The sequence below is a fragment of the Bradyrhizobium sp. MOS002 genome, from assembly GCF_003020115.1.
In the GTDB taxonomy this organism is placed as follows: Bacteria; Pseudomonadota; Alphaproteobacteria; order Rhizobiales; family Xanthobacteraceae; genus Bradyrhizobium.
The window spans coordinates 189,185-216,069 of sequence record NZ_PYFX01000002.1 but is presented as its reverse complement, the minus strand read 5'-3'; the positions used below and the strand labels follow the sequence as shown (position 1 = coordinate 216,069).

General features: G+C 66.0%; 22 protein-coding genes. 11 read left to right on the top strand and 11 right to left on the bottom strand.

Annotated features, from left to right (window positions below; all coding sequences use genetic code 11):
* Positions 1-14: 14 nt before the first annotated feature.
* Positions 15-401, bottom strand: coding sequence for a hypothetical protein (locus C7G41_RS05685; protein ID WP_106941655.1), 387 nt, complete (start codon positions 399-401; stop codon positions 15-17).
* 228 nt (positions 402-629) lie between these two features.
* On the opposite strand from C7G41_RS05685, the gene C7G41_RS05680 reads away from it, so the two are divergent.
* The 4 genes from C7G41_RS05680 (at position 630) to C7G41_RS05665 (ending at position 7,026) form a co-directional block, all read left to right on the top strand.
* Positions 630-1,220: a PadR family transcriptional regulator gene (locus tag C7G41_RS05680; protein ID WP_106941654.1), complete on the top strand. Its 591-nt coding sequence runs from the start codon at positions 630-632 to the stop codon at positions 1,218-1,220.
* 331 nt (positions 1,221-1,551) lie between these two features.
* On the top strand, positions 1,552-4,989 hold the full coding sequence (locus C7G41_RS05675) for a tetratricopeptide repeat protein (protein WP_199198204.1): 3,438 nt from the start codon (positions 1,552-1,554) through the stop codon (positions 4,987-4,989).
* 352 nt (positions 4,990-5,341) lie between these two features.
* Positions 5,342-6,259, top strand: coding sequence for a sulfite exporter TauE/SafE family protein (locus C7G41_RS05670; protein ID WP_106941652.1), 918 nt, complete (start codon positions 5,342-5,344; stop codon positions 6,257-6,259).
* A complete protein-coding gene (locus C7G41_RS05665; protein ID WP_106941651.1) occupies positions 6,256-7,026 on the top strand; it encodes a TIGR02186 family protein in 771 nt (256 codons plus the stop codon). The genes C7G41_RS05670 and C7G41_RS05665 overlap by 4 nt, the downstream gene beginning before the upstream one ends.
* A 197-nt stretch (positions 7,027-7,223) precedes the next feature.
* Here the strand turns inward: C7G41_RS05665 and C7G41_RS05660 are convergent, their stop codons facing one another.
* Together C7G41_RS05660 and C7G41_RS05655 are read right to left on the bottom strand one after the other, a co-directional pair.
* Positions 7,224-8,015 (bottom strand): MBL fold metallo-hydrolase, encoded by a 792-nt coding sequence (locus C7G41_RS05660; RefSeq protein ID WP_106941650.1) that lies wholly within the window; start codon positions 8,013-8,015, stop codon positions 7,224-7,226.
* 12 nt (positions 8,016-8,027) lie between these two features.
* The gene (locus C7G41_RS05655; RefSeq protein ID WP_106941649.1) at positions 8,028-8,939 is read right to left on the bottom strand and encodes a DMT family transporter; all 912 of its coding nucleotides are present in this window, start codon (positions 8,937-8,939) and stop codon (positions 8,028-8,030) included.
* A gap of 96 nt (positions 8,940-9,035) precedes the next feature.
* On the opposite strand from C7G41_RS05655, the gene C7G41_RS05650 reads away from it, so the two are divergent.
* On the top strand, positions 9,036-9,899 hold the full coding sequence (locus C7G41_RS05650; RefSeq protein WP_106941648.1) for a LysR family transcriptional regulator: 864 nt from the start codon (positions 9,036-9,038) through the stop codon (positions 9,897-9,899).
* Here the strand turns inward: C7G41_RS05650 and pdeM are convergent.
* From pdeM to C7G41_RS05630, 4 genes are all read right to left on the bottom strand, one after another.
* Entirely contained in the window at positions 9,896-10,567 is a 672-nt protein-coding gene (gene pdeM, locus C7G41_RS05645) for a ligase-associated DNA damage response endonuclease PdeM (protein WP_199198203.1), read from the bottom strand. The genes C7G41_RS05650 and pdeM overlap by 4 nt on opposite strands.
* Before the next feature lie 52 nt (positions 10,568-10,619).
* Positions 10,620-13,196 carry a ligase-associated DNA damage response DEXH box helicase gene (locus C7G41_RS05640; RefSeq protein ID WP_106941646.1) on the bottom strand — a complete coding sequence of 859 codons (2,577 nt, stop codon included), beginning with the start codon at positions 13,194-13,196 and terminating at the stop codon, positions 10,620-10,622.
* Between the two features lie 213 nt (positions 13,197-13,409).
* The gene (locus C7G41_RS05635) at positions 13,410-14,639 is read right to left on the bottom strand and encodes an ABC transporter substrate-binding protein (RefSeq protein ID WP_199198202.1); all 1,230 of its coding nucleotides are present in this window, start codon (positions 14,637-14,639) and stop codon (positions 13,410-13,412) included.
* A gap of 114 nt (positions 14,640-14,753) precedes the next feature.
* Positions 14,754-15,680: a methyltransferase domain-containing protein gene (locus tag C7G41_RS05630; protein ID WP_106941644.1), complete on the bottom strand. Its 927-nt coding sequence runs from the start codon at positions 15,678-15,680 to the stop codon at positions 14,754-14,756.
* 64 nt (positions 15,681-15,744) lie between these two features.
* Between C7G41_RS05630 and C7G41_RS05625 the strand changes: the two genes are divergently transcribed.
* The 5 genes from C7G41_RS05625 to C7G41_RS05605 all read left to right on the top strand — a co-directional run bounded on the left by C7G41_RS05625 (position 15,745) and on the right by C7G41_RS05605 (position 21,339).
* Positions 15,745-16,782, top strand: a complete 1,038-nt coding sequence (locus C7G41_RS05625) for a ligase-associated DNA damage response exonuclease (protein WP_106941643.1) — start codon at positions 15,745-15,747, stop codon at positions 16,780-16,782.
* A complete protein-coding gene (locus C7G41_RS05620; RefSeq protein WP_106941642.1) occupies positions 16,779-18,650 on the top strand; it encodes an ATP-dependent DNA ligase in 1,872 nt (623 codons plus the stop codon). Before C7G41_RS05625 ends, C7G41_RS05620 begins: the two co-directional genes overlap by 4 nt.
* Positions 18,651-18,952: 302 nt before the next feature.
* Positions 18,953-19,255, top strand: a complete 303-nt coding sequence (locus C7G41_RS05615) for a DUF6460 domain-containing protein (RefSeq protein ID WP_199198201.1) — start codon at positions 18,953-18,955, stop codon at positions 19,253-19,255.
* Between the two features lie 22 nt (positions 19,256-19,277).
* On the top strand, positions 19,278-20,012 hold the full coding sequence (locus C7G41_RS05610; RefSeq protein WP_106941640.1) for an MBL fold metallo-hydrolase: 735 nt from the start codon (positions 19,278-19,280) through the stop codon (positions 20,010-20,012).
* 1 nt (position 20,013) lies between these two features.
* Complete coding sequence (locus C7G41_RS05605) at positions 20,014-21,339, top strand: MATE family efflux transporter (RefSeq protein WP_106941639.1); 1,326 nt, start codon at positions 20,014-20,016, stop codon at positions 21,337-21,339.
* A gap of 131 nt (positions 21,340-21,470) precedes the next feature.
* On the opposite strand, the gene C7G41_RS05600 is transcribed toward C7G41_RS05605, so the two are convergent.
* The gene (locus C7G41_RS05600) at positions 21,471-22,568 is read right to left on the bottom strand and encodes a quinone-dependent dihydroorotate dehydrogenase (protein ID WP_106941638.1); all 1,098 of its coding nucleotides are present in this window, start codon (positions 22,566-22,568) and stop codon (positions 21,471-21,473) included.
* Complete coding sequence (locus tag C7G41_RS05595) at positions 22,565-22,909, bottom strand: DUF952 domain-containing protein (RefSeq protein WP_106941637.1); 345 nt, start codon at positions 22,907-22,909, stop codon at positions 22,565-22,567. The genes C7G41_RS05600 and C7G41_RS05595 overlap by 4 nt, the downstream gene beginning before the upstream one ends.
* 289 nt (positions 22,910-23,198) lie before the next feature.
* Between C7G41_RS05595 and C7G41_RS05590 the strand changes: the two genes are divergently transcribed.
* The gene (locus tag C7G41_RS05590; RefSeq protein WP_106941636.1) at positions 23,199-23,852 is read left to right on the top strand and encodes a helix-turn-helix transcriptional regulator; all 654 of its coding nucleotides are present in this window, start codon (positions 23,199-23,201) and stop codon (positions 23,850-23,852) included.
* 192 nt (positions 23,853-24,044) lie between these two features.
* Here the strand turns inward: C7G41_RS05590 and C7G41_RS05585 are convergent, their stop codons facing one another.
* Together C7G41_RS05585 and C7G41_RS05580 are read right to left on the bottom strand one after the other, a co-directional pair.
* A complete protein-coding gene (locus C7G41_RS05585; protein ID WP_106941635.1) occupies positions 24,045-25,688 on the bottom strand; it encodes a lysine--tRNA ligase in 1,644 nt (547 codons plus the stop codon).
* 180 nt (positions 25,689-25,868) lie between these two features.
* A complete protein-coding gene (locus C7G41_RS05580) occupies positions 25,869-26,804 on the bottom strand; it encodes a transporter substrate-binding domain-containing protein (RefSeq protein WP_106941634.1) in 936 nt (311 codons plus the stop codon).
* Positions 26,805-26,885 lie beyond the last annotated feature (81 nt).

Below are 26,885 nucleotides of genomic sequence, written 5' to 3'. Positions count from 1 at the left end.
GTGATGGTGTTGGCTTATGATTGAGCGGCGGCAAGCTGCTCCGCCATCAGGCGATGCAGCATGTTGATCGCCTTGAGCGGCCGCACCATCACCTTGAAATGCGTGATGCGTCCCTCGCCGTCGAAGCTGATGATGTCGACGCCGTTGATCTCGATGCCGTCGATCATGGTCTTGAATTCGAGCACGGCGCCGCGCTCACTCTTCCATTCGCCGACATAAATGAAGCCGGGACCGCCAAGCACCTTCTCGGCGCTGGCCAGGTATTTGAAGGTGATGTCGCGGCCGCGCTGCGGCGCGTGCACGACGGGGCTTTCGAAGACGGCGTCGGGATGGAGCAGGTCCCAGAGGGCTGCCCGGTCATGCGACTTCATGTAGCCGTACCAGGAATCGAGGCCGGTCATTCTCGGGTGCCTCCCTAAAGGCAAAGCAACGAAAGGCTTGGGCAAAAAGCGCGAAAACAACCCCATGCACAGTAGCGCGAACGTTGATTCCACTGGGTTTTTCGGGGCGGTGTTTGCCCTCGTTATTGGGTCACCTTCTTGGGTGACCTCATATGCACATTGACGCATATGCGCCGATGCGCATAAAGTCAAGCCAATTGGTTAAATTCGAGAACAGGAGGACCGGTCATGGCACTGGGCGACGCAATCCTCGCATGCCTGACGGAACGTCCGATGACGGGCTACGAGCTCGCCAAGACATTCGATTCCTCGATCGGCTTCTTCTGGAAGGCCGACCACCAGCAAATCTACCGCGAGCTCTCCAAGCTGCGCGACCGCGGCTACATCCAGGGCCGCGAGGTCGTGCAAACCGGCAAGCCCAACAAGCTGATCTATACGCTGACTCCGGAAGGCCGAACAGCGCTGCGGCACTGGGCCGCGCGGCCAAGCACGCCCCCCTCCATCAAGGACGACCTCCTGGTGCGGCTGCATGCGCTCGACAGCATCGGCCTCGAGCCCATGCGCACCGACTTGATGGCCCGGCTCGAGCACCACCGCGATCGCCACGAGAACTACGAGCGCATCCTGAAGAAGCGCTTTCCGGAAGGGGCGGCATCAGGCGTGCTCGACCTCGGTAACCTGCTGCTGCTTCAGCTCGGCGCCCGGCACGAGCAGATGGTGGCCGATTTCTGCGAAGAGGCGCTCGAGGCCCTGTCGGCGATGAGTGCAGGCGGCACCGTGGTGCCGCTGGAGGAAGGCAAGCGCGAGGGCAAGGGCTGAGGGGCTTTACTCCGCCGTCATCGCCCGCCTTGTCCGCAATGGCGCACTGGGGCGGGCGATCCAGTATTCCAGAGGCTGCGCGGCTGAATCGAGGGGCTGCGGCGTACTGGATGCCCCGCTTTCGCAGAGCATGACAGTGGTGGGTGTCGCACACCGCCGCCCAACTTTAAGACACCGTCAACCGGTTCCTTAACCCGTTATTTACCGTAACAGACAAAAGTCGGTTTTCGAGGCAGACGACCCACGCGAAATTCGATTGTCTTTGCAACGGGCACGCGTGGGGAGGCTGGAGGCGCCGGGTGAGGCGCCGGAGTCGGGACCGGACAGAGTCATGAATTCGCGCGTATCGTGGAGTGTTGACGGCATCGATCCCTCCGTCCGGGAGCGGGCCGAAGCTGCTGCGCGTCGCGCCGGCATGTCACTCAACGATTGGCTGAACTCCACGCTCGGCGAGACCGCCCCGCCAAACTTCCGCGGACTTTACGACCAGCGTCCGCAAGCCCAGCACGTTCCGAGTCAAGCACCGAGTCACGTGCCGAGCCAGGAAAGCCGTGAAGTCGCCGACATCCACCAGCGGCTCGACGCCATCACCCAGCAGATCGAACGAATTTCAAAACCCGCGCCGCGGCAAGATTCTTCGCGACAAGATACTCCGCGACCAGACGTGTCGCGCGAGCAGGGTGTTGCGCGCCAGCTCAACGACGCGATCTCGCGGCTCGATGCGCGGCTGTCGCAAATCTCAAAGCCGCAGCAGGCTCCGGCACCGCGACAGGCACCCGTTGAAACGCGCCAGCGCCAGGCCGATGCGGTCGAGCGCGCGGCAGCGCAGGTCTATCGCAGCTCACCGCCCCTGAGCCCCGCTTCGTTCGACGTCGCGGTCGCCGAGATCACGGCACGGCAGAGCGAGCTCGACGGCTTTTCGCCCCGGCAGATGCCGCCGCGCGCAGCACCCTCGATCGCGCCCGCGTCAGCTCCTTACGCGTCCCCGATGGCGCAGCCCGCGCCTGTCTACGCTCCGCCGCCACCGCAGCCGGGGCCGGATTTCTCTGCGCTCGAGCGCCATCTGCTCAAGATCACGAGCCAGATCGAATCGCTGCAGCGCCCTGACAATACCGAGCAGGCGATCAACACTTTCCGCAGCGAGCTTGCGGAGATCCGCAACGCCATCACCGAGGCGATGCCGCGCCGCGCGATCGAATCGATCGAGAACGAGATCCGCTCGCTGCATCGGCGCATCGACGAGACCCGCTCCAACGGCACCGACGGTCAGGTCCTGTCCGGCATCGAGCACGCGCTGTCCGAGATCAAGCAGGTGCTCCGCACGCTGACGCCAGCCGAGCAGCTCACCGGCTATGACGAGGCGATCCGCAATCTCGGCGCCAAGCTCGATCTGATCCTGCGCGCCAATGACGATCCCTCGACGGTTCGCCAACTCGAAGGCGCGATCTCGGCGCTGCGCGGCATCGTCTCCAACGTCGCCTCCAACGAAGCGCTGGCACGGCTCTCGGACGACGTGCAGGTGCTGTCGTCCAAGGTCGACCAGGTCACCCGTTCGTCCGGCCAGGGCGACAGTTTTGCGGTGCTGGAGCAGCGGATCGCGGCGCTCACCGCCGCCCTGGAAACGCGCGAGCGCCCTCAGCCATCCGAGAGCAGCGAGCAGCTCGAAAGCGCGATCCGCGCCCTGTCCGATCGTTTCGATCGCATGCAGGTCGGCAACGATTCGGCTTCGACCTTTGCTCATCTTGAACAGCGGGTCTCGTATCTGCTGGAGCGGCTTGAGGCCGCCAGCGATCCGCGCAACGGCAATTTCAGCCGCGTCGAGGACGGGCTGCACGACATCCTGCGCCACCTGGAGCGGCAGCAGGCGACCTATTCCGCGCTGGCCGAGAGCCGCAGCTCAGCGCCGCCCGCCGATTCCGGCATGGTCGATCTCGTCAAGCGCGAGCTCTCCGACATCCGCTTCAGCCAGGCCGAGACCAACCGGACCACCCAGGATTCGCTGGAGGCCGTCCACAACGCGCTTGGCCACGTCGTCGACCGTCTCTCGATGATCGAGGGCGATCTGCGCAATGTGCGCACCGCGCCGCCCGCCCCTGCGCCGCAGCCGATGCCGATGCCGATGGCCGCTCCCATGGAGCCCGCGCCGATGGCGCGCGAGCCGCGGCAGCAAGCACAGCAGCACCCGAAATACGATCCGAAGCCCGAGCTGCCCAATCCGGCCGCCGCACAGGCGGCGCAAGCCGCCTTCGCCGCTGCGCCTCGCGAATTCCATGCCGCCGCGCCGGCAGCGCCGCCGCCGATGCCGATGGCACAGCCGGTTGCGCCACGCGCGATCAGCGAAATCCTGGAGCCGCATACGGCGCCGACGCGCGCCGCGCTAGCGCCAGACCTGCCGCCGGATCATCCGCTCGAGCCGGGCACACGGCCGGGTGCACGGCTCGCCACGCCGTCCGAGCGCATTGCTGCGTCCGAAAGCGCAATCAGCGAAATCCCGGCAGCGCCCAAGGAGCCGGTGTCCTCGTCGAGCTTCATCGCTGCCGCGCGCCGCGCCGCCCAGGCCGCCGCCGCGCAGCCGCCCGAGAAGCCGGCCCGTGGCGCCAAGGCCGCAATCGCTCGCGCCAAGGAGAAGGGCCAGGAAGGTGGCTCGACCATCACCTCGAAGATCCGCTCGCTGCTGGTCGGCGCGAGCGTGGTCGTGATCGTGCTCGGCACCTTCAAGATGGCGATGAACCTGCTCGATGGCAGCACCTCGTCGCCGTCGCCGCAGGCGATGGAGAATTCGTCGCCCGCACCCGCGCCGCAGGCCCCGCCGCCGGTCGAGAACAAGCCCGCCGCGCCCGAGCAGGTCACACCGTCGATGACCTCGCCGACCCCGATCGGGCGGCAATCCCAGAACAATGCCGCGCCGGCTGCTGCCACCAATTCTGGCAACTCGGCCTCGGTCGAAATTCCGCCGGTGCCTGCCGCAGCGCCGCAGCCGGCCGCTAGCGACGTCACCGGCGCGCTGTCGGGCACGAGCCGCGCGAAACTCGCGATGATCCAGGTGCCGCCGGGCGAAAAGCTGCCTGACGGCATCGGTGGCCCCGGCTTGCGCACCGCCGCGATGAAGGGCGATGCGACCGCGGCCTACGAGATCGGCGTGCGCTTTGCTGAAGGCAAGGGCGTCGCCGCGAATTACGACGAAGCCGCCAAATGGTACGACCGCGCGGCGCAGGCCGGCGTGGTGCCCGCGACCTTCCGCCTCGGGACACTCTACGAGAAGGGTCTTGGCGTGAAGAAGGACGCCGACATCGCCCGCCGCTACTACACGCAGGCGGCCGAGCGCGGCAACGCCAAGGCGATGCATAATCTCGCGGTGCTCGACGCCGATGGCGGCGGACGCGGCGCCAATTACAAGAGCGCGGCACTGTGGTTCCGGAAGGCCGCCGACCGCGGCGTTGCCGACAGCCAGTTCAACCTCGGCATCCTCTATGCCCGCGGCATTGGCGTGGAGCAGAACCTCGCCGAATCCTACAAATGGTTCACCCTCGCGGCCGCCCAGGGTGACGCCGATGCGGCCGGCAAGCGCGACGACGTCGCCAAGCGGCTCGACCCGCAATCGCTCGCCGCCGCCAAGCTCGCGATCCAGACCTTCAGCGCCGAGCCGCAGCCCGACGACGCGGTCAACGTTCCGGCCCCGAACGGCGGCTGGGACAGCGCGCCGCAAGCGAACGCGAAGCCGGCGCCGAAGCCGGTCGCCGCCAAGCGCTCGGCGTCGGCGGTGCATTAGAAGTCGAATAGCTTTAGATCGAACCAAGCGGGCCGCGGGCGCGGTGCACCTCTCCCGCTTGCGGGAGAGGTCGACGCCTAGCGTCGGGTGAGGGCTCTCACCTCTTGGGGGCTCTCGCCCGCGGCGGCACCCCCTCCCCAACCCTCCCCCGCAAGCGGGAGAGGGAGTGCACCTTCATCGCCGCGACAATCACGCCCTCCTCTCACCGCGCCAAGTCACCCCCATTCACCACGCCCGAAATTCCTGGTCCCTCCCGCCGTCGAATTCCGCTATTGAGGGGCGCGGCAATCGTTCTGCCCTCCTGCGAGCATTCCGCGCAATCGATCCGTCTCGCCGGAAGCGTGGTCCCTCGATGCAGCTCTATCTCCCGATCGCCGATCTTCCGGTCAACGTCTTCCTGGTGCTGGCGATGGGCGCGGCGGTCGGCTTCGTCTCCGGCATGTTCGGGATCGGCGGCGGCTTCCTGATGACGCCGCTTTTGATCTTCATCGGCATCACGCCGGCGGTCGCGGTCGCTTCCGTCGCAAGTCACATCGCGGCCTCGTCCTTTTCCGGCGCACTCGCCTATTGGCGGCGGCGCGCGATCGATCCCGCGCTGGCGAGCGTGCTGTTGTGCGGCGGCGTCACCGGGACAGCGCTCGGGGTATGGACCTTCACGCAGCTGCGCGCGCTCGGGCAGCTCGATCTGATGATCGCACTGTCCTACGTCGTGCTGCTCACCACCGTCGGCAGCCTGATGTTCTCCGAAGGCCTGCGCGCCCTGATGCGGACCCGGCGCGGCGCGCTGCCGCCACGACGCACCCATAACTGGATCCATGGCCTGCCGCTGAAGATGCGGTTCAAGCGCTCCAAGATCTACCTCTCGGTCATTCCGGTGGTGATCGTCGGCATCCTGATCGGCTTCATCGGCGCCATCATGGGCATCGGAGGCGGCTTCATCCTCGTGCCGATCATGATCTACCTGCTGCGGGTGCCGACCTCGACGGTGATCGGCACCTCGATGGTCCTGACGCTGGTCACGATGCTGTTTGCAACCTTGCTGCATGCGGTGACCAATCACCTGGTCGACGCGGTGCTGGCGCTGATCCTGATGGTCGGCGGCGTCACCGGCGCGCAATTCGGCGCACGCGCCGGCCAGAAGATCCGCGGCGAGCAGTTGCGGCTGCTGCTTGGCCTCTTGATCCTCTCGGTCGGCGTCCGCTTCGCGGTCGAGCTGGTGATCCGGCCCGAAGACCTCTTCACCATCCGCGAGCTGGGGGTGAACGGATGATGCGCGCAGCTCTCGCGGTCCTGCTCGTTTTGCTGCTCGGCTCCGCTGCCCGCGCCGAGCGGCTGATCGTCTCGGTCTCCAACCATCGCGTCACGGTGACGCCGAACTATTCCGGCGAGGAGCTGGTGCTGTTCGGCTCGGTCGAGAAGGACGCCTCCACGCCTGCCGACCGCAAGACCTACGATCTCGTCGTCACCGTGATGGGCCCGCGCGCCGAGATGGTGACGCGGCGCAAGGAGCGCACTTTCGGGATCTGGATCAACACCGACTATCGCCAGTTCCTGGAGGTGCCGAGCTATCTCGCGCTGTTCGCCAACCGCCCGTTCGACGTCATCACCTCGCCCGAGATCGCGCGGCGCCAGCAGATCGGGCTCAACAACGTGCTGCTGACCCAGCGTGTCAGCGGCGACTATGCCGACGTGGTGCCGAACGACGTGTTCCGCTCCGCCTTCATCCGCCTGCGCACCCAGCGCGGTCTCTATCGCGAGGATCCGAGCGCGGTGACGTTCCTGACACCGACGTTGTTCCGCACCGGCATTCCCCTGCCGGCGGAGGTGCCGATCGGCACCTATGAGGTGGAGATCAAGCTGTTTGCCGACGGCGCGTTCATCGGCAAGACCGAGACCGCCTTCGAGATCGTCAAGGTCGGCTTCGAGCAGTTCGTCGCAACGACGGCGCGGCAGAACGGGTTGATCTACGGACTGGTTACGGCGGCGATGGCGCTGATGACGGGCTGGATGGCGTCCATCGTGTTTCGGAAGGATTGAGGGAACGTTCGTGGTGAGCGAAAGCCTCCAACAACACTTCCGACGTCGTCCCGGCGAAGGCCGGGACCCATAGCCACCGAGTGCCGTTACGGCGTCAAGCTGCCCACCACGAGTCTTCGTCAAACTTCTCCCTGTGGGTATGGGTCCCGGCCTTCGCCGGGACGACGCTGGTGGCTAGCACCAGCGTCGGCGGAGAGCTACGGCGCCTGCACCACCGTCGGCACGCCGGGCTCCAGCAACCGCAACCGCGTCCCGAAGCCGAGCACGTCAAAGGTCTTGCGCAGATCCTCGCTGTTCTGGCGGAAATGCGCCCAACCCTCCGTATGAACAGGCACGATCATGGCATCGGGGAAGGCGCGTGCGGTCTCGATGGTGTCGTTGGTGTCCATGGTGAGATGGAACGGCCCGCGCGTTTGCGCGGCGCCGGCGAAGGGCATCACCACGCCGCATTTGAAACGGCGCGCGACCTCGGCGACGCCGTCGAACCAGGTGGTGTCGCCGCTGATATAGACCGAGGTGGTGTCGGTCCGGCTCGACGACACCACGAAGCCAATGACGTCGCCTGACAGCGGCTCGATGCCGGCCGGGCCGTGGCGCGCCGGGGTCGCGGTGATCGTCAGCGAGTTGCCGTCGCGATCTTTCAGATGCGCCGTACCCCAGGGTGCCAGGCCTTCGACATGCGAGCCTTCGACATGGCCGCCGAGGCGTTTTGCGCCGGCTTCCGTCGTCAGGACGCGCTTTGCGTGCTTGAGATATTCGCGGCCGGAATTGTCGAGATTGTCGGAGTGTTGGTCGTGGCTGAGCAGCACGGCATCCACCGGGCCGATCGCATCGGCCTTCAGCGCGGGGCCAATCGTCTTCTCCAGCTTCACATGCGGCAGCTGATAGGCAGTGTGCGCGTCATCGAAGGTCGGATCGGTGAGCAGGCGAAAGCCATCGATCTCGATCAGCGCGGTCGGGCCGCCGATCAGCGTGATGGAAATGGGCATGATGGACTCCTCTTACGAGACGGATTTGGCGGGCCGCGTCACCAGATAGATGCCGAGTGCGACCGGGATGATGCCGAGCAGATCGCGCGCCTCGACGTGCTCACCGAGCACGAGATACGCGAACAGCATGCCGAGCGGCGGCATCAGGAAATGATAGGCACTCGCAGCCGTCGCGCCACACACTTTCAGGAGATGAAACCAGAGCCAGTACGCCGTGATCGAGCCGCCGAGCACGAGGAAGGCGAAGGCGCCGATCAGGCCCGGCGTGAAGTCGACGGCATGAAAATCGGCGAAGGTCAGCGCCACCGGCGTCAGCACGATGCCGGCGGCGAGATTCTGCACGCCATTACCGATCCACAGGCTTCCCTTCGGCGCGAGCAGCTTGAACAAAATGGTGCCGGCGACGAGGGAGGCGAGCGAGGCCAGCGTGAACACGATGCCGTGCAGCGAGTCGGTGCCGACCGACAGGCGGTGCCAGACGATCAAGGTCACGCCGATGATGCCGAGCAGGAGGCCGCTCGCCTTGCGCCAGGTCATGCCTTCGCCGAGCAGAAGCGCGGCGAGGCCCGCCGTGAACACCGGATTGGCCGACACGATCAGGCCGCCGAGGCCGGCGGAGACCGATTGCAGGCCGGTGTAGCCGAGCCCGAGATAGAGCGCGTTGTTGGCGACGCCGAGCACGGCGAAGATCGCGGCATCGCGCCAGGACAGCGACCAGTCATCGCCGCGGATCAGCGTGGCGCCAAGGATCAGGATGCCGGCGAGCGAGAAGCGCGCGGCGAGCAGGAGCAGCGGCGGGCAATGGGTGACGCCGATCTTGCCGGCGACGAAGGCGTAGCTCCAGAGCAGGCAGAACAAGCCGATCGCAAGCGGAAGCGTGTTGAAGCGGCTGCGGGGAACGGCAAGCGAGGGGGCGAGCGACATGTGAATCTCCTGAGCCCTCGATCTAGGGAGCCGGCTTGTCATTTGGAAATTAAATGATTAACTTCCAATCAGTGGATTTTCGAATGGAGGCGCCCCATGCTCGATCTTGAGCTTCTGCGCAGCTTCGTCTCTGTGGTCGATGCTGGCGGCTTCACTCGCGCCGGCGAGCGCGTCCATCGCACGCAATCGACCGTCAGCCAGCAGATCAAGCGACTGGAGGAGGATGTCGGCCAGGTCCTGCTGCATCGCGACGGCAAGGACGTACGCCCAACCGAAGCCGGCGAACGATTGCTGTCCTATGCGCGGCGGCTGTTGTCACTTGCGGAGGAGGCCCGCGACGTGCTGCGCGAGCCCGACGGCGAAGGTGCGATCCGGCTCGGCATTCCCGAGGATTTCGCGGCGTATCGGCTGGCGAAGCTGCTCGGCGCCTTCTCGCGCTCGCATCCGGGTCTGCGGCTCGACGTGCGCGCCGACCAGAGCAAGAATCTCGCGCGCGACCTCGATCGCGGCGAACTCGACCTCGCACTGTTCAAGCGCGCCGCCGGGGAGAAGGGCGCGATTGCGGTGTGGCCGGAGCAGGTGCACTGGGTCACCAGCAAGAGCCATCCGATCCAAGCCGATGTCGCCTCCGTGCCGCTGATCGGCTTTCCGCTCGGCTGCCTCTACCGCGCCGGCGCCATCCACGCGCTGGAAAGCGCGGGCCGCATCTGGCACATGTCCTACACGTCATCGAGCCTCGCCGGCATCCAGGCCGCGGTCGCGGCCGGCATGGGCTTGAGTATCCTGTCGGAAATGGCGATCCAGTCCGACCACCGCGTGCTGACCGCGAAGGACGGCTTTGCGCCAATCAACCGGACCGAGGTGGCGTTGATGGCTGCGCCGGGCGCGAGTCCCGCGACGCTGCGGCTCGCCGATCGGCTCGCGGAGTTCTGCGACGATGTGCAGGCGAAGGCGGCTTAGCTGCACCGCGACGCGGCAATCGCGTGGACGCGGCGGTCGCCGAGCAGATGCGCGACAAAACCGTTCTTTGGAAATATTTTTGCAAACGCAACATCGCGGATGCTGAGGCCGCCGGCATAGGCGCCGAAGGCGGGCATCACGGCGCGCTCGCCGTCGCAGGCGAAACAGCGGCGCTCCATCGAGCGGCCGCGCGTGGAGACGCGGGCCTTGGGATGAAGATGGCCGGCGATCTCGCCGCCCGCGCCGGTCGGCTCGTGGCGGAAGGTGATCGGACCGATCGCGACTTCGTCGGCGACGGTGCCGCCGAGATCACGCGGCAGCGCCGGATCGTGGTTGCCCGAGATCCAGATCCAGTCGCGGCCGGCCTGCAAGGCGGCGACCGCGTCGCGATCCTGCGCCGACAGCCGTCCATGCGCGGTGCGATCGTGAAAACTGTCGCCGAGCGCGATGACGATTCGCGGATCATGGCGGGAGATGACAGCAGCGAGCCGGCCAAGCGTCGCGATGGTGTCGTAAGGCGGCAGCAGCACGCCGCGCATGGCGAAGCTGGAACCTTTTTCCAGATGCAGGTCGGAGACGACGAGCAGGCGCTGCTCTTCCCAGAATAGCGCGCCGGAGAGATCGGCGGCGAAGGTCACGCTGCTGATGCTGACATTCGAAACGCGCATGTCCTCGACATCCCCTGAAACCAGCGCGCCTGCCCCCACGTCAAACCTGCTCTTATCCCATCGCCTCTTTGACGAGCTCGTCGGCGGCCTCCGCCAGGAGCTCGTCTCCAGCTTCGCCATAGACTGACTCGCGGCCGATTTCCAGCATCACGGGGACGGCGAGCGGCGAGACACGGTCGAGTTCCCGGTGCGTGATGCGACCCTGGATGCGGGTGAGCATGTCGCTGAGCCGGCGCAGATCGAGCAGCCCGGTGGCGGCATCGGCGCGGGCGGCGCGCAACAGCACGTGATCGGCCTGGTGCTTGCGCAGGACGTCGTAGACGAGATCGGTCGAGAACAGCACCTGGCGGCGGCTCTTCTCCTCGCCGGTGTGCCGGCGCGCGATCAGGCCGGAGATGATCGCGCAATTGCGGAACGTGCGCTTCATCAGCGCGGATTCGGCAAGCCACGCCTCGAGATCGTCGCCGAGCATGTCGGGGTCGAACAGCGCGTCGAGGTCGATCCTGCCGTCCCGGATCATCAAGGACATGTCGCCGAGCGCCCACACCGCGATCGCGTATTCGTTGGCGACGAAGCCCAGCGGCCGGGCGCGGGCGCGCTCCAGCCGGCGCGTCAACAGCATGCCGAGCGTTTGGTGCGCGAGACGGCCCTCGAAGGGGTAGCAGACGATGTAATGCTTGTTGGCGCGGGGAAAACTCTCGACCAGCAGCTCGCGCACCGCCGGCACGCGCGAGACGTCCTTTTGCAGCGACAGCCAGTCGCGCACCTGCTCCGGCAAGGCGCCCCAGGCGCGCCCGTCATCGAGCAGGCGGCGGACGCGTTCGGCAAGATAGGTCGAGAGCGGAAACTTGCCGCCCATATAGGACGGCACTTTCGGGTCCTTGTCGTTGGCGCGCGAGACATAGACCTGATCCTCGACCAGGGTCTCGTAGCGCACCACCTCGCCTGAGAACACGAAGGTGTCGCCGGGCGAAAGGCCTTCGATGAAGGCTTCCTCGATCTCGCCGAGCAGCCTGCCGCCGCGCGCGATCACGCCTGTCGACCCGCCTGCTTTTCCTTGACCACCGCCGCGCGAGCGCACCAGCCGCACCTTCAGCATGTCGTCCTCGACGATGGTGCCGACATTCATCCGGTAGCTCTGCCGCACCTTCGGATTGGCGACGCGCCAGCGCCCCTCCTTGTCCTGCTTGATGCGCGCGAAGCGCTCATAGGTCTTCAGCGCGTAGCCGCCGGAAGCAACGAAATCGACCACGTCGTCGAAATCCTGCCGCGTGAGATCGGCGTAGGGTGCGGCGGTGCGCACCTCGTCGTAGAGCTCGTCGGAAAAAAACGGCTCGCCGCAGGCGCAGCCGAGCACGTGCTGGGCCAGCACGTCGAGTGCACCGATCCGCAGCGGCGGCGTGTCCTGCGCATTCTCCGCGATGGCGTCGATCGCGACGCGGCACTCCAGCACCTCGAAACGGTTCGCCGGCACCAGCACCGCGCGCGAGGCTTCGTCGAGCCGGTGGTTGGCGCGGCCGATGCGCTGCATCAGGCGCGAGGAACCCTTGGGCGCGCCGATATTGACGACGAGATCGACGTCGCCCCAGTCGACGCCGAGATCGAGCGAAGAGGTGCAGACCACGCCGCGCAGTTTGCCCGCCGACATGGCGTCCTCGACCTTGCGTCGCTGGGCGACGTCGAGCGAGCCGTGATGCAGGGCGATGGCAAGGTTGTCGTCGTTCATGCTCCAGAGATTCTGGAACAGCATCTCGGCCTGGCTGCGGGTGTTGACGAAAACCAGCGTGGTCTTGTTCGCCTTGATCAGCTCGTAGATCTCGGGAAGCGCATGGCGCGCGCTGTGGCCGGCCCAGGGCAGGCGCTCGCGCGTGTCCATCATTTCGACCAGCGGCGGTGCCGCGCCGCCGGCGAGGACAATGTCGGCGGCCGCTTCCTTGCCGCCGGGCTGCGGCACCAGGAAGCGCGCCAGCGATTCAGGCTCGGCCACGGTCGCCGACAGGCCGATCGCCCGCATCTGCGGCGCCAATCGCCACAGCCGCGCAAGGCCGAGCGAGAGAAGGTCGCCGCGCTTGGAAGTCACCAGCGCATGCAGCTCGTCGAGCACGATGCGCTTCAGCGACGAGAACAGGAACGGCGCGTCGTCGGAAGACAGCAGCAGCGCAAGCTGTTCCGGCGTCGTCAGCAAAATGTCCGGCGGATAGCGCCGCTGCCGCTGCCGCCGCGATGTTGGCGTGTCGCCGGTGCGGGTCTCGATCTTGATCGGCAGCCCCATCTCGGCGACGGGACGCTCGAGGTTGCGCGCGATATCGACGGCGAGCGCCTTGAGCGGCGAGATGTAGAGGGTGTGCAGGCCGCCGGTGCGTTGCAGGGTGCGGCCGGTGGAGACGACCGATTTTGTCGAGACTGCGGGCGCGGAGCTCAGCTCCACCAGCGTCGGCAGAAACCCCGCCAGCGTCTTGCCGGCGCCGGTGGGCGCGATCAGCAGCGCGGAACGGTCCTCGCGCGCCTTCTCCAGCAGCGCCAATTGATGCGCGCGCGGCGACCAGCCGCGGGCTGCGAACCACGCCTTGAAGTGGTCGGGCAACAGCGCGGCAGGCTCGGCCGGGATTTTGCGGATGCGGGGCGGCACGGCATCACAGGTAAGCCGTGGGGGTGGGTTCGTCGAGGGGGCTTACTTCGCCTCTCCCCGCTTGCGGGGAGAGGCCGGAATGCGCGCGCAGCGTGGATTCCGGGTGAGGGGGAGCCTCCGCGAGTCCAACTGCCTCCGTCCCCGCGGAGGCTCCCCCTCACCCTACCCTCTCCCCGCGCGCGGGGAGAGGGGAAGAGACAGCGGTGCGCTCCCCTACTCCGACATCGGCTTGTCGGAGATGTCCCAGTCCTTGCCGGTGAAGGTGGAGATGAAGAGCGTCTTCATCGGCGTGTAGTCCTCAGGCGTGTAGTCGTAGGTGACGCCGTCGAGGAAATAAGGCGAGTGGAAGCCTTTGAGGTTGGAGGCCTGCTTCAGCACGTTGGCGCGGGTGAGCTCGTCGCCGCAGCGGCGCAGGATCTCGCCCATGGTGACGGCCTGGCCGTAGCCGGCGAAGGCGATGGTGTTGTCCTGATCGATCGCCGGCGTGTACTTCTTGCGGAGCTCCTCGAACGCCATCACGTCGGGGTCCTTCTCCCATTTGGGCAGGCCGACTTCCTTGTTGTAGCGGATGGCGACGATGCCGGCGGCGTTCTCCAGGCCCGCGGCATTGAGGATCGAGCGGCCGGTCGAGCCGGCCGACAACAGTTGCAGCGGCTTCCAGCCGAGCTCGGCCACTTTCCGAATCGACTGCGACGAGGCCTTGCCGGTGGAGATGTTGTAGAAGACGTCCGCACCCGACTTCGAGAGGTTGATGAGCTGGGAATCGACGGTCGGATCGGTCAGATCGTAGGTCTGCTCCATGATCACCTTTGCGGTGCCGCCGGCATCTTCCAGAACCTTCTTGAAGGGGCCGAGGAAGTCACGGCCGAAATCGTCGTTCTGGTAGAGGATGCCGACCTTGGCGTTCGGCTTCACGCTGACGACGTGCCGCGCCAGGATGCGCGCCTCGGTCGGATAGAGTGGCAGGCCCGCCATCGTCCATTTGAACTCTTTCGGGTTATTCCACTTCGACGCGCCGGTGTTGAGCAGCAGCTGCGGCACGCCCTTCGAGTTCAGGTATTTGTGCACGGCGGTCTGCGGCGCGGTGCCGAGCGAACCGTAGAGCGCGAGCACCTCCTCCTGCTCGACCAGGCGCCGCGTTGCCTCGACGCATTTCGGCGCGCTGTAGGCATCGTCCATGGTGAGGAATTTCACCTTGCGTCCGTTGATGCCGCCCTTCTCGTTCAGCATCTGGAAATAGGCTTCGCCGATGCGCCCGAGCACGCCGTAGAGCGAGCCGGGGCCGGAATGCGGCACGGTCTGCCCGATCTTGATCTCGGTGTCGCTGGCGCCGGCATCGTATTTCTTCTCCGCGGCCCAGACGTAGGGCGCGGGCAAGGTGGATGCCGCGATGGTGGCGAGCGCTGCGGCGCTGAAATCGCGCCGCGATGGATTCCTGGTCATTATTTGTTTCTCCCTAGCGAGGACATTGTGCTGGCATCGCCGCACGGCTCGCAAGTGGGAAGTCACGGCTTTGCGTCGCAATGACGCTTAAAGCGCCGCGTATAGCGCCTAGACTCAAGTTTTCTCGGCGACCGCGACGAGGCCGCGCACCGGCTCGTTGTTCTCGATGCGTGGCGAGGCCTGCTCCAACGTGAGGAGCTTCAGGCCGGCCTTCGCCATCGCATCGCGCACATATTCCGCCGAATGGGCATAGCGCAGGCCTTCGCCGAGAACGATGCCGCTGCCGTCGTGGGTCTCCAGCGTGAACGCAAGCACGCCACCGGGCGCAAGCACGCGCCTGGCTTCGCCGAGCACCGGGGCGAGATCGGGGAGATAGACGAACGCGTCCGCTGCGACGACGAGGTTTGCACTCGAGTCACTCCTGGCGCGCAGGCCTTCGATCATGTCGGCGATTTCGAGCTCGGCATAGAGGCCCGTTGCGCGCGCCTCCTTGACCATGCCGGGCGACAGATCGATGCCGATGAACTGGTCGACCTGTTTTGCGAAGGCGGCGGCCGCGAGCCCCGTACCGCAGCCGAGATCAATGGCGCGCTTGAAGAGGGCAGGCTTCTTCGCGGCGACGCGGGCAGCCACCACCGCCTTGAAGATCAGCGACGGGGCGCGATAGCCGAGATCGTTGATCAGCACGTGCTCGAAGCGCGGCGCGTATTGATCGAACAAGGCCTGCACATAGGCCTTGGGCATCTCGGACAATTGCGCGTCGCCGAGCCGTATCAGATGCAAATGGGCGCCATGCTGATCGCTTGGATCGGACTCGCGCGATTTGCGAAAGGCCGCAATGGCCTTGTCGCGCTCGCCGAGTTGCGCGCGGATTTCGCCGAGCGTGAACCAGGCCGAGGTGAAATTCGGCGCAAGCTCGATGGTCTGCTCCAGCAGATCGGCCGCGGCCGCCAGATCGCCCTTGAGCTGGAGGTCGCGCGCGAACTCGAAGCGGCGGTCGGCCATGAGATCGCCGGAAGTCAGGAACAGGCGCAGGGGCATTGGGGAACCAGGGAACGAAGCGGTGATGACTCGAAGATGCGGGGTCGCAACCTATATAACAGGCATGCGTCCGCAAGACATCCTGCTGCCCGTTGCCGCCGGCCTATGCTGCAAGCCGGGCGGCTTCCATATCGACCCTGTCCGCCCGGTCGAGCGGGCCGTGATCACCCACGGCCATTCCGATCATGCCCGCGCCGGCCACGGCGCGGTGCTGGCGACGCAGGAAACGCTGGACATGATGCGGCTGCGCTATGGCGAGAATTTCGCCGGCTCGATGCAGGCGATCCGTTATGGCGAGGAGATCCGGCTCGGCGATGTCCGCGTCAAGTTTCACCCGGCCGGCCATGTGCTCGGATCGGCGCAGGTCGCAGTCACCTGCAAGGACACCTGCATCGTCGCCTCCGGCGACTACAAGGATGCGCCCGATCCGACCTGCACGCCGTTCGAGCTGGTATTCTGCGACGTCTTCATCACCGAGGCGACGTTTGGCCTGCCGGTGTTTCGTCATGGCGATGCGGCCGACGAGATCAAGAAGCTGCTGGCGTCGGTGACGCTGTTTCCGGAGCGCGCGCATCTCGTCGGCGCCTATTCGCTCGGTAAGGCGCAGCGCGTGATCGCGCTGCTGCGCCAGGCGGGTTACGACGCTCCGATCTATCTGCACGGCGCGATGGAGAAGATCACGCATTACTACCAGAGCCGCGGGATCGAGCTCGGCGAGTTGCGGCCGGTCAAGGGCGTCAAGAAGGCGGCACTTGCCGGCACCATCACGCTGGCGCCGCCCTCCGCGACGTCCGATCTCTGGACCCGGCGGTTTCCCGATCCCGTCACGGCATTCGCCTCCGGCTGGATGCGGGTGCGCGCCCGCGCGCGGCAACGCGGCATCGAGCTGCCGCTGGTGATTTCGGATCACGCCGATTGGGACGGCCTCACCGCCACGATCGCGGCGACCGGCGCTGGCGAGATCTGGGTCACCCACGGCCAGGAAGACGCGCTGGTGCATTGGTGCCAAAGCAAGGGCTTGCGGGCACGGCCGCTCGATCTGGTCGGCTACGGCGACGAGGAGGAGACCGAGACGCCCCTCGCTGACGAGGCGGACGCATGAACCGCTTCGCCGAACTTCTCGACCGCCTCGCCTACGAGCCCGGCCGCAACAACAAGCTGCGGCTGATCACCGGCTATTTTCGCGAGGTCGCCGATCCCGATCGCGGCTACGCGCTGGCCGCGCTGACCGGCGCCCTGAGTTTCAAGCACGCCAAGCCCGCGCTGATCCGCGACCTGATCGCGTCGCGCACCGACCCGGTGCTGTTCGGGCTCAGTTACGACTATGTCGGTGATCTCTCGGAAACGGTGGCGCTGATGTGGCCGAGGCGGGGGCTCGGTAATGGCGAGTCTTTGCCGAGCCACCCCTCTCCCCAACCCTCCCCCACAAGGGGGGAGGGAGCGCAGTTGCGCGCGCCGCTGTCGGTGAGCACGACAACTAACAGCGATTCCCAAAGTGATCGACGCACGAGCCTCACCGTTCCCTCCCCCCTTGTGGGGGAGGGTCAGGGAGGGGAGTACCGCGGGCGAGATGCCAATGAATCCGCTCACCCAGCCAACCACAACAACCCACCGCCGCCGACGCTGACCGAGGTCGTCACCACGCTGCGCACGCTCGGCAAGACCGAGCTGCCGAAGCAACTCGAGCGCTGGCTCGACGAGCTGGATGAGACCGGCCGCTGGGCGCTGTTCAAGCTCGTCACCGGCGCGTTGCGCATCGGCATCTCCGCGCGGCTCGCCAAGACCGCGGCCGCGGCACTCGGCGACAAGGACCCGCATGAGGTCGAGCTGATTTGGCCGGGTCTCGCCCCACCCTATCTCGATCTGTTCGCCTGGCTGGAAGGCCGCGGCGACAAGCCGGTCAATCGCGATCCCGCCCCGTTTCGCCCGGTGATGCTGGCGCATGCGATCGAGGACACCGATTTCGCCGCGCTCGATCCCGCCGAGTACATCGCCGAATGGAAATGGGACGGCATCCGCGTGCAGGCGGTCGCCGGCCGCGACGAGCACGGCCACATCGCCGCGCGGCTCTATTCGCGCACCGGCGAGGATATCACGGGCAGCTTTCCGGACCTCGTGCCATCGTTGCGGCTACCCGGCGCCATCGACGGCGAGCTTCTGATCCTGCGCGAAGGGCGCGTGCAGAGTTTCAACGTTCTGCAACAGCGGCTCAACCGCAAGGTCGTGTCTCCGAAGCTGATCAAGGAGTTTCCGATTCATCTGCGCGCCTACGACCTGCTCGGCGACGACGAGAACGATTTGCGCGAGCTGCCTTTTGCGGAGCGCCGCGAACGGCTGGAGACCTTTATCGGCAAGCTCGACGATCCCCGCATCGATCTCTCGCCCACGGTGCCGTTCGCAAGCTGGGACGCACTCACCGCCGCACGCGCCGATCCCGCGAGCGCCGGTGCGGGCGAGGACGCGGACGCCGTCGAGGGCGTGATGCTGAAGCGGCGCGATGCACCCTATCTGCCGGGACGGCCGAAGGGACAGTGGTGGAAGTGGAAGCGCGATCCGCACATCATCGACGCCGTGCTGATGTATGCGCAGCGTGGCCACGGCAAGCGCTCGTCCTACTATTCCGACTACACCTTTGGCGTTTGGACCGCAGGCGCGGGCAGCGACGAGCTGGTGCCGGTCGGAAAAGCCTATTTCGGCTTCACTGACGAGGAGCTACTCCAGATCGACCGTTTCGTGCGTCGCAACACCACGGAAAAATTCGGCCCCGTCCGCCACGTCGTGCACGAGCCGGACAAGGGGTTGGTGCTGGAGGTCGCCTTCGAGGGGTTGCAGCGCTCGCCGCGGCACAAATCCGGCGTCGCGATGCGCTTTCCCCGCATCAGCCGGCTGCGCTGGGACAAGCCGCCGCGGGAGGCCGACCGGCTGGAAACGCTGGAAAAGATGCTGAAAGCGGAGGCGGCGGAGGCATGAAGGCGCACGATCGCGCCCCGAAGTCGGTGAGCCCCCTCGCCCGCTTGCGGGAGAGGGCTGGGGAGAGGGTGTCTCCGCAACGGGACAATCCCCCAGAGGCGAGAACCCTCACCCGGCGCTCCGCGCCGACCTCTCCCGCAAGCGGGCGAGGTTGCACCGAACCAGCGGCACGATCGCCTACAACCGAAGCGCCCCAGCGCTACCCGAATTAAAATCCCGTAAGCCGATTGACGCCCCGTTGCAGGTTCCCCATGTCCCCCGCCGTGCCCTATGATAGGGTCGAATCCCCTGAGGAGTTTGAGATGGTCCAAGACGTCAGAGATTTGCCGGCCGGCCGCAGTGACGGCCTGCACCGCTTTCTCGGCGGCTCGCCGCTGGCGGTCGCGTTTCGCCTGGTCCTGCTCTCGATCCTCGTCGGCGTCGTGCTGGCGGCGATCGGCTTCGACCCCTGGAATATCATCTTAAGCATTCGTCTTCTGTTCCAGCGTTTGTGGGATCTCGGCTTCGATACCGTGAACTGGCTGTGGCGCTACTTCCTGCTCGGCGCCGTCATCGTGATTCCGATCTGGCTGCTGATGCGCGTTTTCGGCGCACCGCGCAGGTAAAGGATTTGGGAGCGAGCCGCCGATGCAATTGCGCTTTGTCGGCTGCGGCGACGCCTTCGGATCCGGTGGCAGGCTCAACACCTGCTTCCACGTCTCGGGGCGCGAAGCCAACTTCCTGATCGATTGCGGCGCGTCGGCTCTGCCGGCGCTGAAGCGACTCGAGATCGACCGCAATGACATCGATCTCATCCTGATCACGCATTTCCACGGCGACCATTTTGCCGGGCTGCCGTTCTTTCTGCTCGACGCGCAATTCTCGCGGCGGACGCGGCCGCTCACGATCGCCGGCCCCAAAGGCATCGAGACGCGGCTGCGTGAGGTGATGGAGGCGCTGTTCGAGCACTCCTCCAAGACGAAACAGCGCTTCGAGCTGTCCGTCGTCGAGCTCGCGCCGGAGCAGAGCCAAAGCTTCGGCGCGGTGACGGTGACGCCCTATCGGGTCGTGCACGGCGAATCCGGCGGACCGTTCCTCGCCTATCGCCTCGAAGCCGAGGGCCGCACGCTGGCCTACAGCGCCGACACCGAATGGACGGAGACGCTCATTCCGCTGGCGCATGGCGCGGACCTTTTCATCGCCGAAGCCTATATGTACGAGAAGGTGGTCAAGAATCATCTCAGCCTGAAGACCTTGGAACAGCATCTTCCCGAAATCGGCGCAAAACGCCTTGTCCTCACCCATATGAGCGAAGACGTGCTGTCGCGCCTCGACGAGATCGCGCATCTCGCCGCCGAAGACGGCATGGTGCTCGTGTTCTGACATGCACGCACCCGTTCACTTGAAGATCGGCTCCCGTCAGGTCTTCGCCATCGCAGGCCCGGCTATGATCGCGAACCTCACCACGCCACTGATCGGCGTGGTCTCGACCACCGCGATCGGACGGCTGGACGACGCCGCGCTGCTCGGCGGCGTCGCCATCGCGTCCGTCATCTTCGATTGCCTGTTCTGGCTGTTCGGCTTCCTGCGCATGAGCACGCTCGCCTTCACGGCGCAGGCGCTCGGCGCCGGCGAGACGCGCGAGCTGACCGCGATCCTGGTGCGCGGCTTCATCGTCGCCGGCCTGATCGGCGTAGCACTGATCGCGCTGCAACTGCCGCTGGCCGCCGTGCTGTTCGACCTGATGGGGGGCAGCGAAGGCGTCACGCGGGCAGCGAAGACCTATTTCGTGATCCGGATCTGGTCGGCGCCACTGGCGCTCGCCAATTACGTCATCCTCGGCTGGCTGGTCGGCCAGGCCCGCGCCAATCCCGCGCTCGCCCTCCAGGTTGTCATCAATCTCGTCAACGCGGCGGCAACGATTTTGCTGGTGCTGGTCTACGATACCGGTATCGCGGGTGCAGCGATCGCAGCGGTGCTGTCTGAAGCGGCCGGATTCGGGCTCGGCATGATCGTCTGCCGCCGCTATGCGGTCAGCGGGTTCGCGGTGCCGTACGCAGAGCTGTTCGACCGGGCCAAGCTGATGCGGCTGCTGGCGGTGAATTCCGACATCCTGATCCGAACCGCGGCGCTGATCGCGGTGTTCCTGTTCTTCACCGCCAAGGGCGCGCGCTCCGGCGACGTCACGCTGGCCGCCAATTCGGTGCTCAACAATTTTCTGCTGGTCAGCGCCTTCTTCCTAGATGGTCTTGCGAACGCAGCCCAGCAGCTTTGCGGCCGCACGCTCGGCGCGCGCGACGCCAGGGGATTTGCGGATTCGACCCGGCTGGTGCTGCTATGGGGGCTCGGCTTCGCTCTGGTCGTGTCCGCGCTGTTCGCGCTGTTCGGGCCGAACTTGATCGATTTCATGACGGCGAGCGAAGCCGTCCGTCGCGGCGCACGGGAATTCCTGCCGTTCGTGGTTCTCGCGCCCATTCCCGGCGTGTTCGCCTTCGGCTTCGACGGCATCTATATCGGCGCGACCTGGGCGCGCGAGATGCGCAATCTGATGCTGGCCTCGCTCGCGATCTTCCTCGCCACATGGTGGGCGCTGCAATCGTTCGGCAATGCCGGGCTGTGGAGCGCGCTGATCGCCTCCTACGTCTCGCGCGGCGGCTTGCAGGCCGCGCGCTATCCTGCGCTGTACCGGAAGACGTTTCCGAAATCGTAGCTCTCGTGTCCCGGACGCGCTGCAGCGTGAAACGCTGCTGCGCAGAGCCGGGACCCAGAATGCCGCGACATGGGCCCCGGATCAGCAGCGCACCGCTACGCGCTGCGCTGCATCCGGGGCACGAGACCGCCTCACATCCCCGGCCAGTCTTCCGCCGTCAGCGTGGCGGCGTCGGTGCCGACGATCTCGGAGAGAGAATCCCGCCCCGTGCGCAACAACGTCGAGGCGAGGTCGCGCTTGATCTCATCGACGAGGCCGAGGCCCTTGTAGACCAGCGAGGAATAGAGCTGGATCAGGCTCGCCCCGGCGCGGATTTTCGTCAGCGCGGCACCGCCCGAATCCACGCCGCCGACACCGATCAGCGGAAATGCGCCCTCGACGCGCACATAGGTCTCGGCGACCATCCGCGTCGACAGCCGGAACAGCGGCCGGCCGGACAGGCCGCCCTGCTCCTTCGCGCGCATTTCCTCGCGCAGCGTGCTCGGCCGCGCGATCGTGGTGTTCGACACGATCATGCCGTCGACCCGGCGCGAGCGCGCGACCTGCACGACGTCGTCGAGCTGGGCGAGGCTGAGATCGGGCGCGATCTTGAGCAGCACCGGCGTGTCGCCGGCGCTCTGCCGCGCCCGCTCGCGCGCATCGATCACCCTGGCGAGGAGATCGTCGAGCAGCGCGCCTTCCTGCAGATTGCGCAGGCCCGGCGTGTTCGGCGAGGAGACGTTGACGGTGAAATAGCTCGCGACCGGCGCAAAGGTCTCGATCAGCCTGACGTAATCATTGACGCGATCGGGTGAATCCTTGTTGGCGCCGACATTGACGCCGACGATGCCGCCGTGCTGCGCGCGCGCCGCGAGCCGGCGCAGTGCGGTCTCCGCGCCGTCATTGTTGAAGCCCATGCGGTTGATCACGGCCTCGTCGCGCTCCAGACGAAACAGCCGCGGTCGCGGATTGCCGCTTTGCGGTTTCGGCGTCACCGAGCCGATCTCCACGAAGCCGAAGCCGAGCCGCAGCAGCGCATCCGGCACTTCGGCGCTCTTGTCGAAGCCCGCGGCCATGCCGATCGGATTGGGGAAGTTGAGCCCGAACGCACGCACAGCAAGCTTGGGATCGTCAGCATGCGGCTTGCCCGGCGGCAGGAAGCGCAGGCCCTGGATCGCGAGGCGATGCGCATCCTCCGGATCGAGCCAGCGCAACACCGGCAGCGAGAGGGCGTCGAAAGCGCGGATCACGGGGCAAGCTCCGGAACATCGTGGCCGCCGTCGGAGCGCGTGTTGAGGTTCATCACGGCAATCACCGCGCCGATATCGAGCTCGCCATAGAGATGCGGAAACAGCTCCTCATTGCGCGAACGCTCCCAGCGCAATTCGCTGCCGAGCGCGGTGTCGTCGACCTCGACCAGGAACAGCGCGCGCTGCCCGAAAAAATGCTTGCGCAGGGTCTCGGGAACCTGGGCTGCGGTGGAGAAATGGATGAATCCGTCGCGCGAATCGTCCGCGCTGCCGCGGTAGACACCGTCGCGTTCCGCCTCGCGCCAGGCCGAGGCCGGGCAAATTTTGTAGATCTTGACCACCGCTTACGCAGCCCTGTTTGCTCGTTGAGTCTTTTGGGGTTTTTGGGTCGTGCGGGTCCCTGCAACCCGGGCGCGACCGTAATGGCCGCCCCTTCCGAACTCAAGACTTAGAGCCCTTTCCGTTCCGATGAAATCGAAGCGGGCTCCAGATTCCTGTTTTGACGCGTTTCCCGGCGCGAACCGGTATCCTCCTGGCTTGAAAACACGCTCACCGCGCCCCTTGCGCGAAAAGCGGAAAACCGATTGATTTGAGGATAGTTTTCCTGAGTTGCGACGGGCTGGACCTTCCATGGTCAGACAGGCCAAAGCGCAGAGGATGCTCTCTCACGACCAGATCTGGGGCGCGCTGGATCGGCTGGCGGAGCGTGCCGGCCTGTCACCGTCCGGCCTCGCCAAGCGCGCCGGGCTCGATCCAACCACCTTCAACAAGTCCAAGCGCGTCACCTCCGACGGCCGCGAGCGCTGGCCCTCGACCGAATCGATCGCGAAAGCGCTGGCGGCGGCAGATTCCTCGATCGACACCTTTGCCAGGCTGGTCGGCGACGAGGCGGGCGGCGGCCGCTCGGTGCCGCTGCTCGGCTTCGCGCTGGCGAGCGCGAGCGGCGCCTTCGACGAGTCCGGCTTTCCCACCGGTAAGGGCTGGACCGAATTTGCCCTTCCCGCCGCCGAGGGCAACCACAGCTTCGCGCTGCAGATGTCCGGCGAAGCGCTTGCGCCCGCCTATCGCGACGGCGACATCATCCTGGTCACGCCCGGCGCGCCGATCCGAAAAGGGGATCGCGTGGTGGTGAAGAGCAAGGCGGGCGCGGTGACGGTGGCGACGCTGAAGCGCCGCACGGCAAAGGCTGTGGATTTGCAGCCGCTCGATGCGACGCAGGTCGAGCGGACGATGGCAGCGAGCGAGCTGGCGTGGATCGCAAGGATCGTGTGGGCAAGCCAGTGAGGAAATAGGTTGCGCGATACACTCAGTGTCGTCCCGGCGAAGGCCGGGACCCATAACCACAGGGAGAAGTTTGGCGAAAACTCATAGTTGAGCCTTCGGTACGAAGACCGCCATTCCCCGATAGATCACGCGGTACGGGTCCCGGCCTTCGCCGGGACGACGTTGTGGAAACATCCCGTTCCTACAACACCGCTACGCACTCCGCGCCAGCGCGCCGTCGATCATGTTCACCGCGTTCTGCACGCCATACACCGCGACAAAGGAGCCGAAGCGCGGGCCCTTTTCCTGGCCGAGCAGCACCTGGTAGAGCATGTTGAACCAGTCGAGTGTCACGCCGGGACGGCCGTCCTTGCCCTTCTTGACCTGGTCGAGGAACGGCTCGCGGCGGCCGATCTCGTAGACGACGTTCTGGATGTCCTCGGCCGATGCGTCCTGCGGAAGCTGCGATAGCGCGTCGCGCAGATCCTGTAACGCCGCGCGCTCGGTCTCGGTCGGCTCGCGGAACGTCTTCGTCGGCGCGACGAAGTCGCGATAATAGTTGATGGCATAGCCGACCATCGCATCGAGCTTGGGATGCGTTTGCGGGCTCACGCCGGGCCGGTAGCGGCCAATGAAACCCCACAGCGTCTCGGCATTCTCCGCATTCGACGACGACACCAGCGTCAGCAAGAGCTGGAACGTGACGGGCATGTCGAACTTCGGCGGATGGCCGCTGTGAACATGCCAGACCGGATTGCCGAGCTGCTGCCTGGCGTCCTGCTTGGCAAAGCCGTCGATGAACTGCTGGTAGTCGTCGACGTTGCGCGGGATGACGTCGAAATACAGCCGCTTGGCCGCCTTCGGCTCGCGATACATGAACAGCGACAGCGATTCCGGCGAAGCGTAGCGCAGCCATTCGTCGATGGTGAGGCCGTTGCCCTTCGACTTCGAGATCTTCTGGCCCTTGTCGTCGAGGAAGAGCTCGTAGTTGAAGCCCTCCGGCGGCGTGGCGCCGAGCGCCCTGGCGATCGCTCCGGAGAGCTTGACCGAGTCGATCAAATCCTTGCCGGCCATCTCGTAGTCGACGCCGAGCGCGACCCAGCGCATCGCCCAGTCGGCCTTCCACTGGCACTTGACGTTGCCGCCGGTGACGGGCGTCTCGACTTCCTGGTTGGTATCGGGATCGAGATAGGTCACCGTGCCGGCCGCAACGTCGCGGCGGATCATCGGCACCTGCAGCACGACACCCGTGGTCTTGCTGATCGGGAGGAACGGCGAATAGGTCGCGCGGCGATCGGGTCCGAGCGTCGGCAGGATGATCGCCATCACCTTGTCGTAGGCAGCTAACATCTTGAGCAGCGTCGCGTCGAATCGGCCGGACGTATAGTAGTCGGTCGAGCTCGCGAATTCGTAGTCGAAGCCGAAATGATCGAGGAAGGCGCGCAGCCGCGCATTGTTGTGGTGCCCGAACGACGGATACTCGTTGGAGAACGGATCCGGCACGCGCGTCAGCGGCTTGCCGAGATGCGCGGCCAGCATCTCCTTGTTGGGGACGTTGTCGGGCACTTTCCGAAACCCGTCCATGTCGTCGGAGAACGCGAGCAGGCGCGTCTTGATCTTGTTCTCGGTCAGCACATGAAAGGCGTGCCGCACCATCGAGGTGCGCGCGACCTCGCCGAAGGTGCCGATATGCGGCAGGCCCGATGGCCCGTAGCCGGTCTCGAACAGCACCTCGTCCTTCGGGCTTTTCTTCAGCCGCGCGACAATGGCCTTCGCCTGCTCGAACGGCCAGGCGTTGGATTGTTCGGCGAGCGCACGCAGATCGCTCGGGTTCGCGGCAAGATCAATAACGGACATCTAAGGGGCCTCCGGGCCGCGGAAAATAGCGATTTCCGGGCAGAATGCAATTTTGCGGAGTGGGCAACCGCACCCACCGTCATTGCGAGCGAAGCGAAGCAATCCAGAATCTTTCCGCAGAAGCAGTTTGGATTGCTTCGTCGCTACGCTCCTCGCAATGACGACGAGGAGGCAGCGAAGCTAAAACGGGCTCACCGAGAAGTACCGCAGCCACAAATCAGTGTAGCGGCCCTTTTCCCAGACGCGGAACATCGCCCAGTTCAGGGCCTGGCGCAGCACGTCGTTGCCCTTGCGCACGGCGATGCCGATGCCTTCGCCGAAGAAACGGCTCTCGACGAAGGGGCCGCCGGAGAAGGCGCAGCAATCGCCGGAATCGGTGCCGTTGATCCAGAACGCGAGCGCGATGGCGTCGCCGAAGATGAAATCGACCTCGCCCTTGCGCAAGGCGCCGCGCATGGCGTCGTCGTTGGGATAGGGGTGCAGCTCGGCGTCGGTGAACATCGCCTTGAGATAGGCTTCATGCGCGGAGCCGGCGATGACGCCGACCTTCTTGCCCTCGAGATATTCAGGCCGGATCTCCGGCATCACCGCGTCCTTGCGCGAAGCGAAGCGCGCCGGCACGCGGTAATAGGGATCGGTGAAGTCGACCCGGGCGCGGAGCTGCGGGCTCACCGCCATCGAGGCGATGATGGCGTCGCCCCGGTTGGAGGCGAGCGCATCGACCAGCGTCTCGAAGCGGCGCATCTGCACCGTGCAGGTGACCTTGATCTCCTCGCACAGCGCGCGGGCGAAATCGACGTTGAAGCCGGCCGGATTGCCGTCGGCGCCGGTGTAGTTGAACGGCGGATAGTCGGTCTCGGTCAGGAAGCGGATCACGGTCAGGCGCGACAGGTCCGGCCGTTCCGGCCGCCGCCGCGGGTCCCAGAAGCCCGGTACGGCCTGGGGAGCGGCTTGCGGCGCGACCTGAGGTGAGGCTTGCGGCGCCGCTGGGGGCTGCTTGGCCGGGGCCTGCGCCTTGGCGCCAGGCAGGCCCGCGAGCAGGCCAACGCCGACGACCAGCCCGGTCAGCAAGCCACGGGCGGATTTGGACGATTTCGCCTGTTGCGATGGGGCCATCGGCTGAAAATGAACGAATTTCGTTGGGATCGGAGGGCCTTATAGCCCATCCGGCCGGGAACGCGAGCGCGGATTGCGGCT

Excerpts from the sequence above, each read along its gene's own strand:
- C7G41_RS05685 (WP_106941655.1), bottom strand. The coding sequence starts at position 401 with ATGACCGGCCTCGATTCCTGGTACGGCTACATGAAGTCGCATGACCGG.
- C7G41_RS05665 (WP_106941651.1), top strand. The coding sequence starts at position 6,256 with ATGATGCGCGCAGCTCTCGCGGTCCTGCTCGTTTTGCTGCTCGGCTCC.
- C7G41_RS05605 (WP_106941639.1), top strand. The coding sequence starts at position 20,014 with ATGCACGCACCCGTTCACTTGAAGATCGGCTCCCGTCAGGTCTTCGCC.
- pdeM (WP_199198203.1), bottom strand. The coding sequence starts at position 10,567 with ATGCGCGTTTCGAATGTCAGCATCAGCAGCGTGACCTTCGCCGCCGAT.
- C7G41_RS05580 (WP_106941634.1), bottom strand. The coding sequence starts at position 26,804 with ATGGCCCCATCGCAACAGGCGAAATCGTCCAAATCCGCCCGTGGCTTG.
- C7G41_RS05590 (WP_106941636.1), top strand. The coding sequence starts at position 23,199 with ATGGTCAGACAGGCCAAAGCGCAGAGGATGCTCTCTCACGACCAGATC.
- C7G41_RS05680 (WP_106941654.1), top strand. The coding sequence starts at position 630 with ATGGCACTGGGCGACGCAATCCTCGCATGCCTGACGGAACGTCCGATG.
- C7G41_RS05675 (WP_199198204.1), top strand. The coding sequence starts at position 1,552 with ATGAATTCGCGCGTATCGTGGAGTGTTGACGGCATCGATCCCTCCGTC.
- C7G41_RS05655 (WP_106941649.1), bottom strand. The coding sequence starts at position 8,939 with ATGTCGCTCGCCCCCTCGCTTGCCGTTCCCCGCAGCCGCTTCAACACG.
- C7G41_RS05620 (WP_106941642.1), top strand. The coding sequence starts at position 16,779 with ATGAACCGCTTCGCCGAACTTCTCGACCGCCTCGCCTACGAGCCCGGC.
- C7G41_RS05610 (WP_106941640.1), top strand. The coding sequence starts at position 19,278 with ATGCAATTGCGCTTTGTCGGCTGCGGCGACGCCTTCGGATCCGGTGGC.
- C7G41_RS05635 (WP_199198202.1), bottom strand. The coding sequence starts at position 14,639 with ATGACCAGGAATCCATCGCGGCGCGATTTCAGCGCCGCAGCGCTCGCC.
- C7G41_RS05630 (WP_106941644.1), bottom strand. The coding sequence starts at position 15,680 with ATGCCCCTGCGCCTGTTCCTGACTTCCGGCGATCTCATGGCCGACCGC.
- C7G41_RS05660 (WP_106941650.1), bottom strand. The coding sequence starts at position 8,015 with ATGCCCATTTCCATCACGCTGATCGGCGGCCCGACCGCGCTGATCGAG.
- C7G41_RS05625 (WP_106941643.1), top strand. The coding sequence starts at position 15,745 with ATGCGTCCGCAAGACATCCTGCTGCCCGTTGCCGCCGGCCTATGCTGC.
- C7G41_RS05615 (WP_199198201.1), top strand. The coding sequence starts at position 18,953 with ATGGTCCAAGACGTCAGAGATTTGCCGGCCGGCCGCAGTGACGGCCTG.
- C7G41_RS05585 (WP_106941635.1), bottom strand. The coding sequence starts at position 25,688 with ATGTCCGTTATTGATCTTGCCGCGAACCCGAGCGATCTGCGTGCGCTC.
- C7G41_RS05670 (WP_106941652.1), top strand. The coding sequence starts at position 5,342 with ATGCAGCTCTATCTCCCGATCGCCGATCTTCCGGTCAACGTCTTCCTG.
- C7G41_RS05650 (WP_106941648.1), top strand. The coding sequence starts at position 9,036 with ATGCTCGATCTTGAGCTTCTGCGCAGCTTCGTCTCTGTGGTCGATGCT.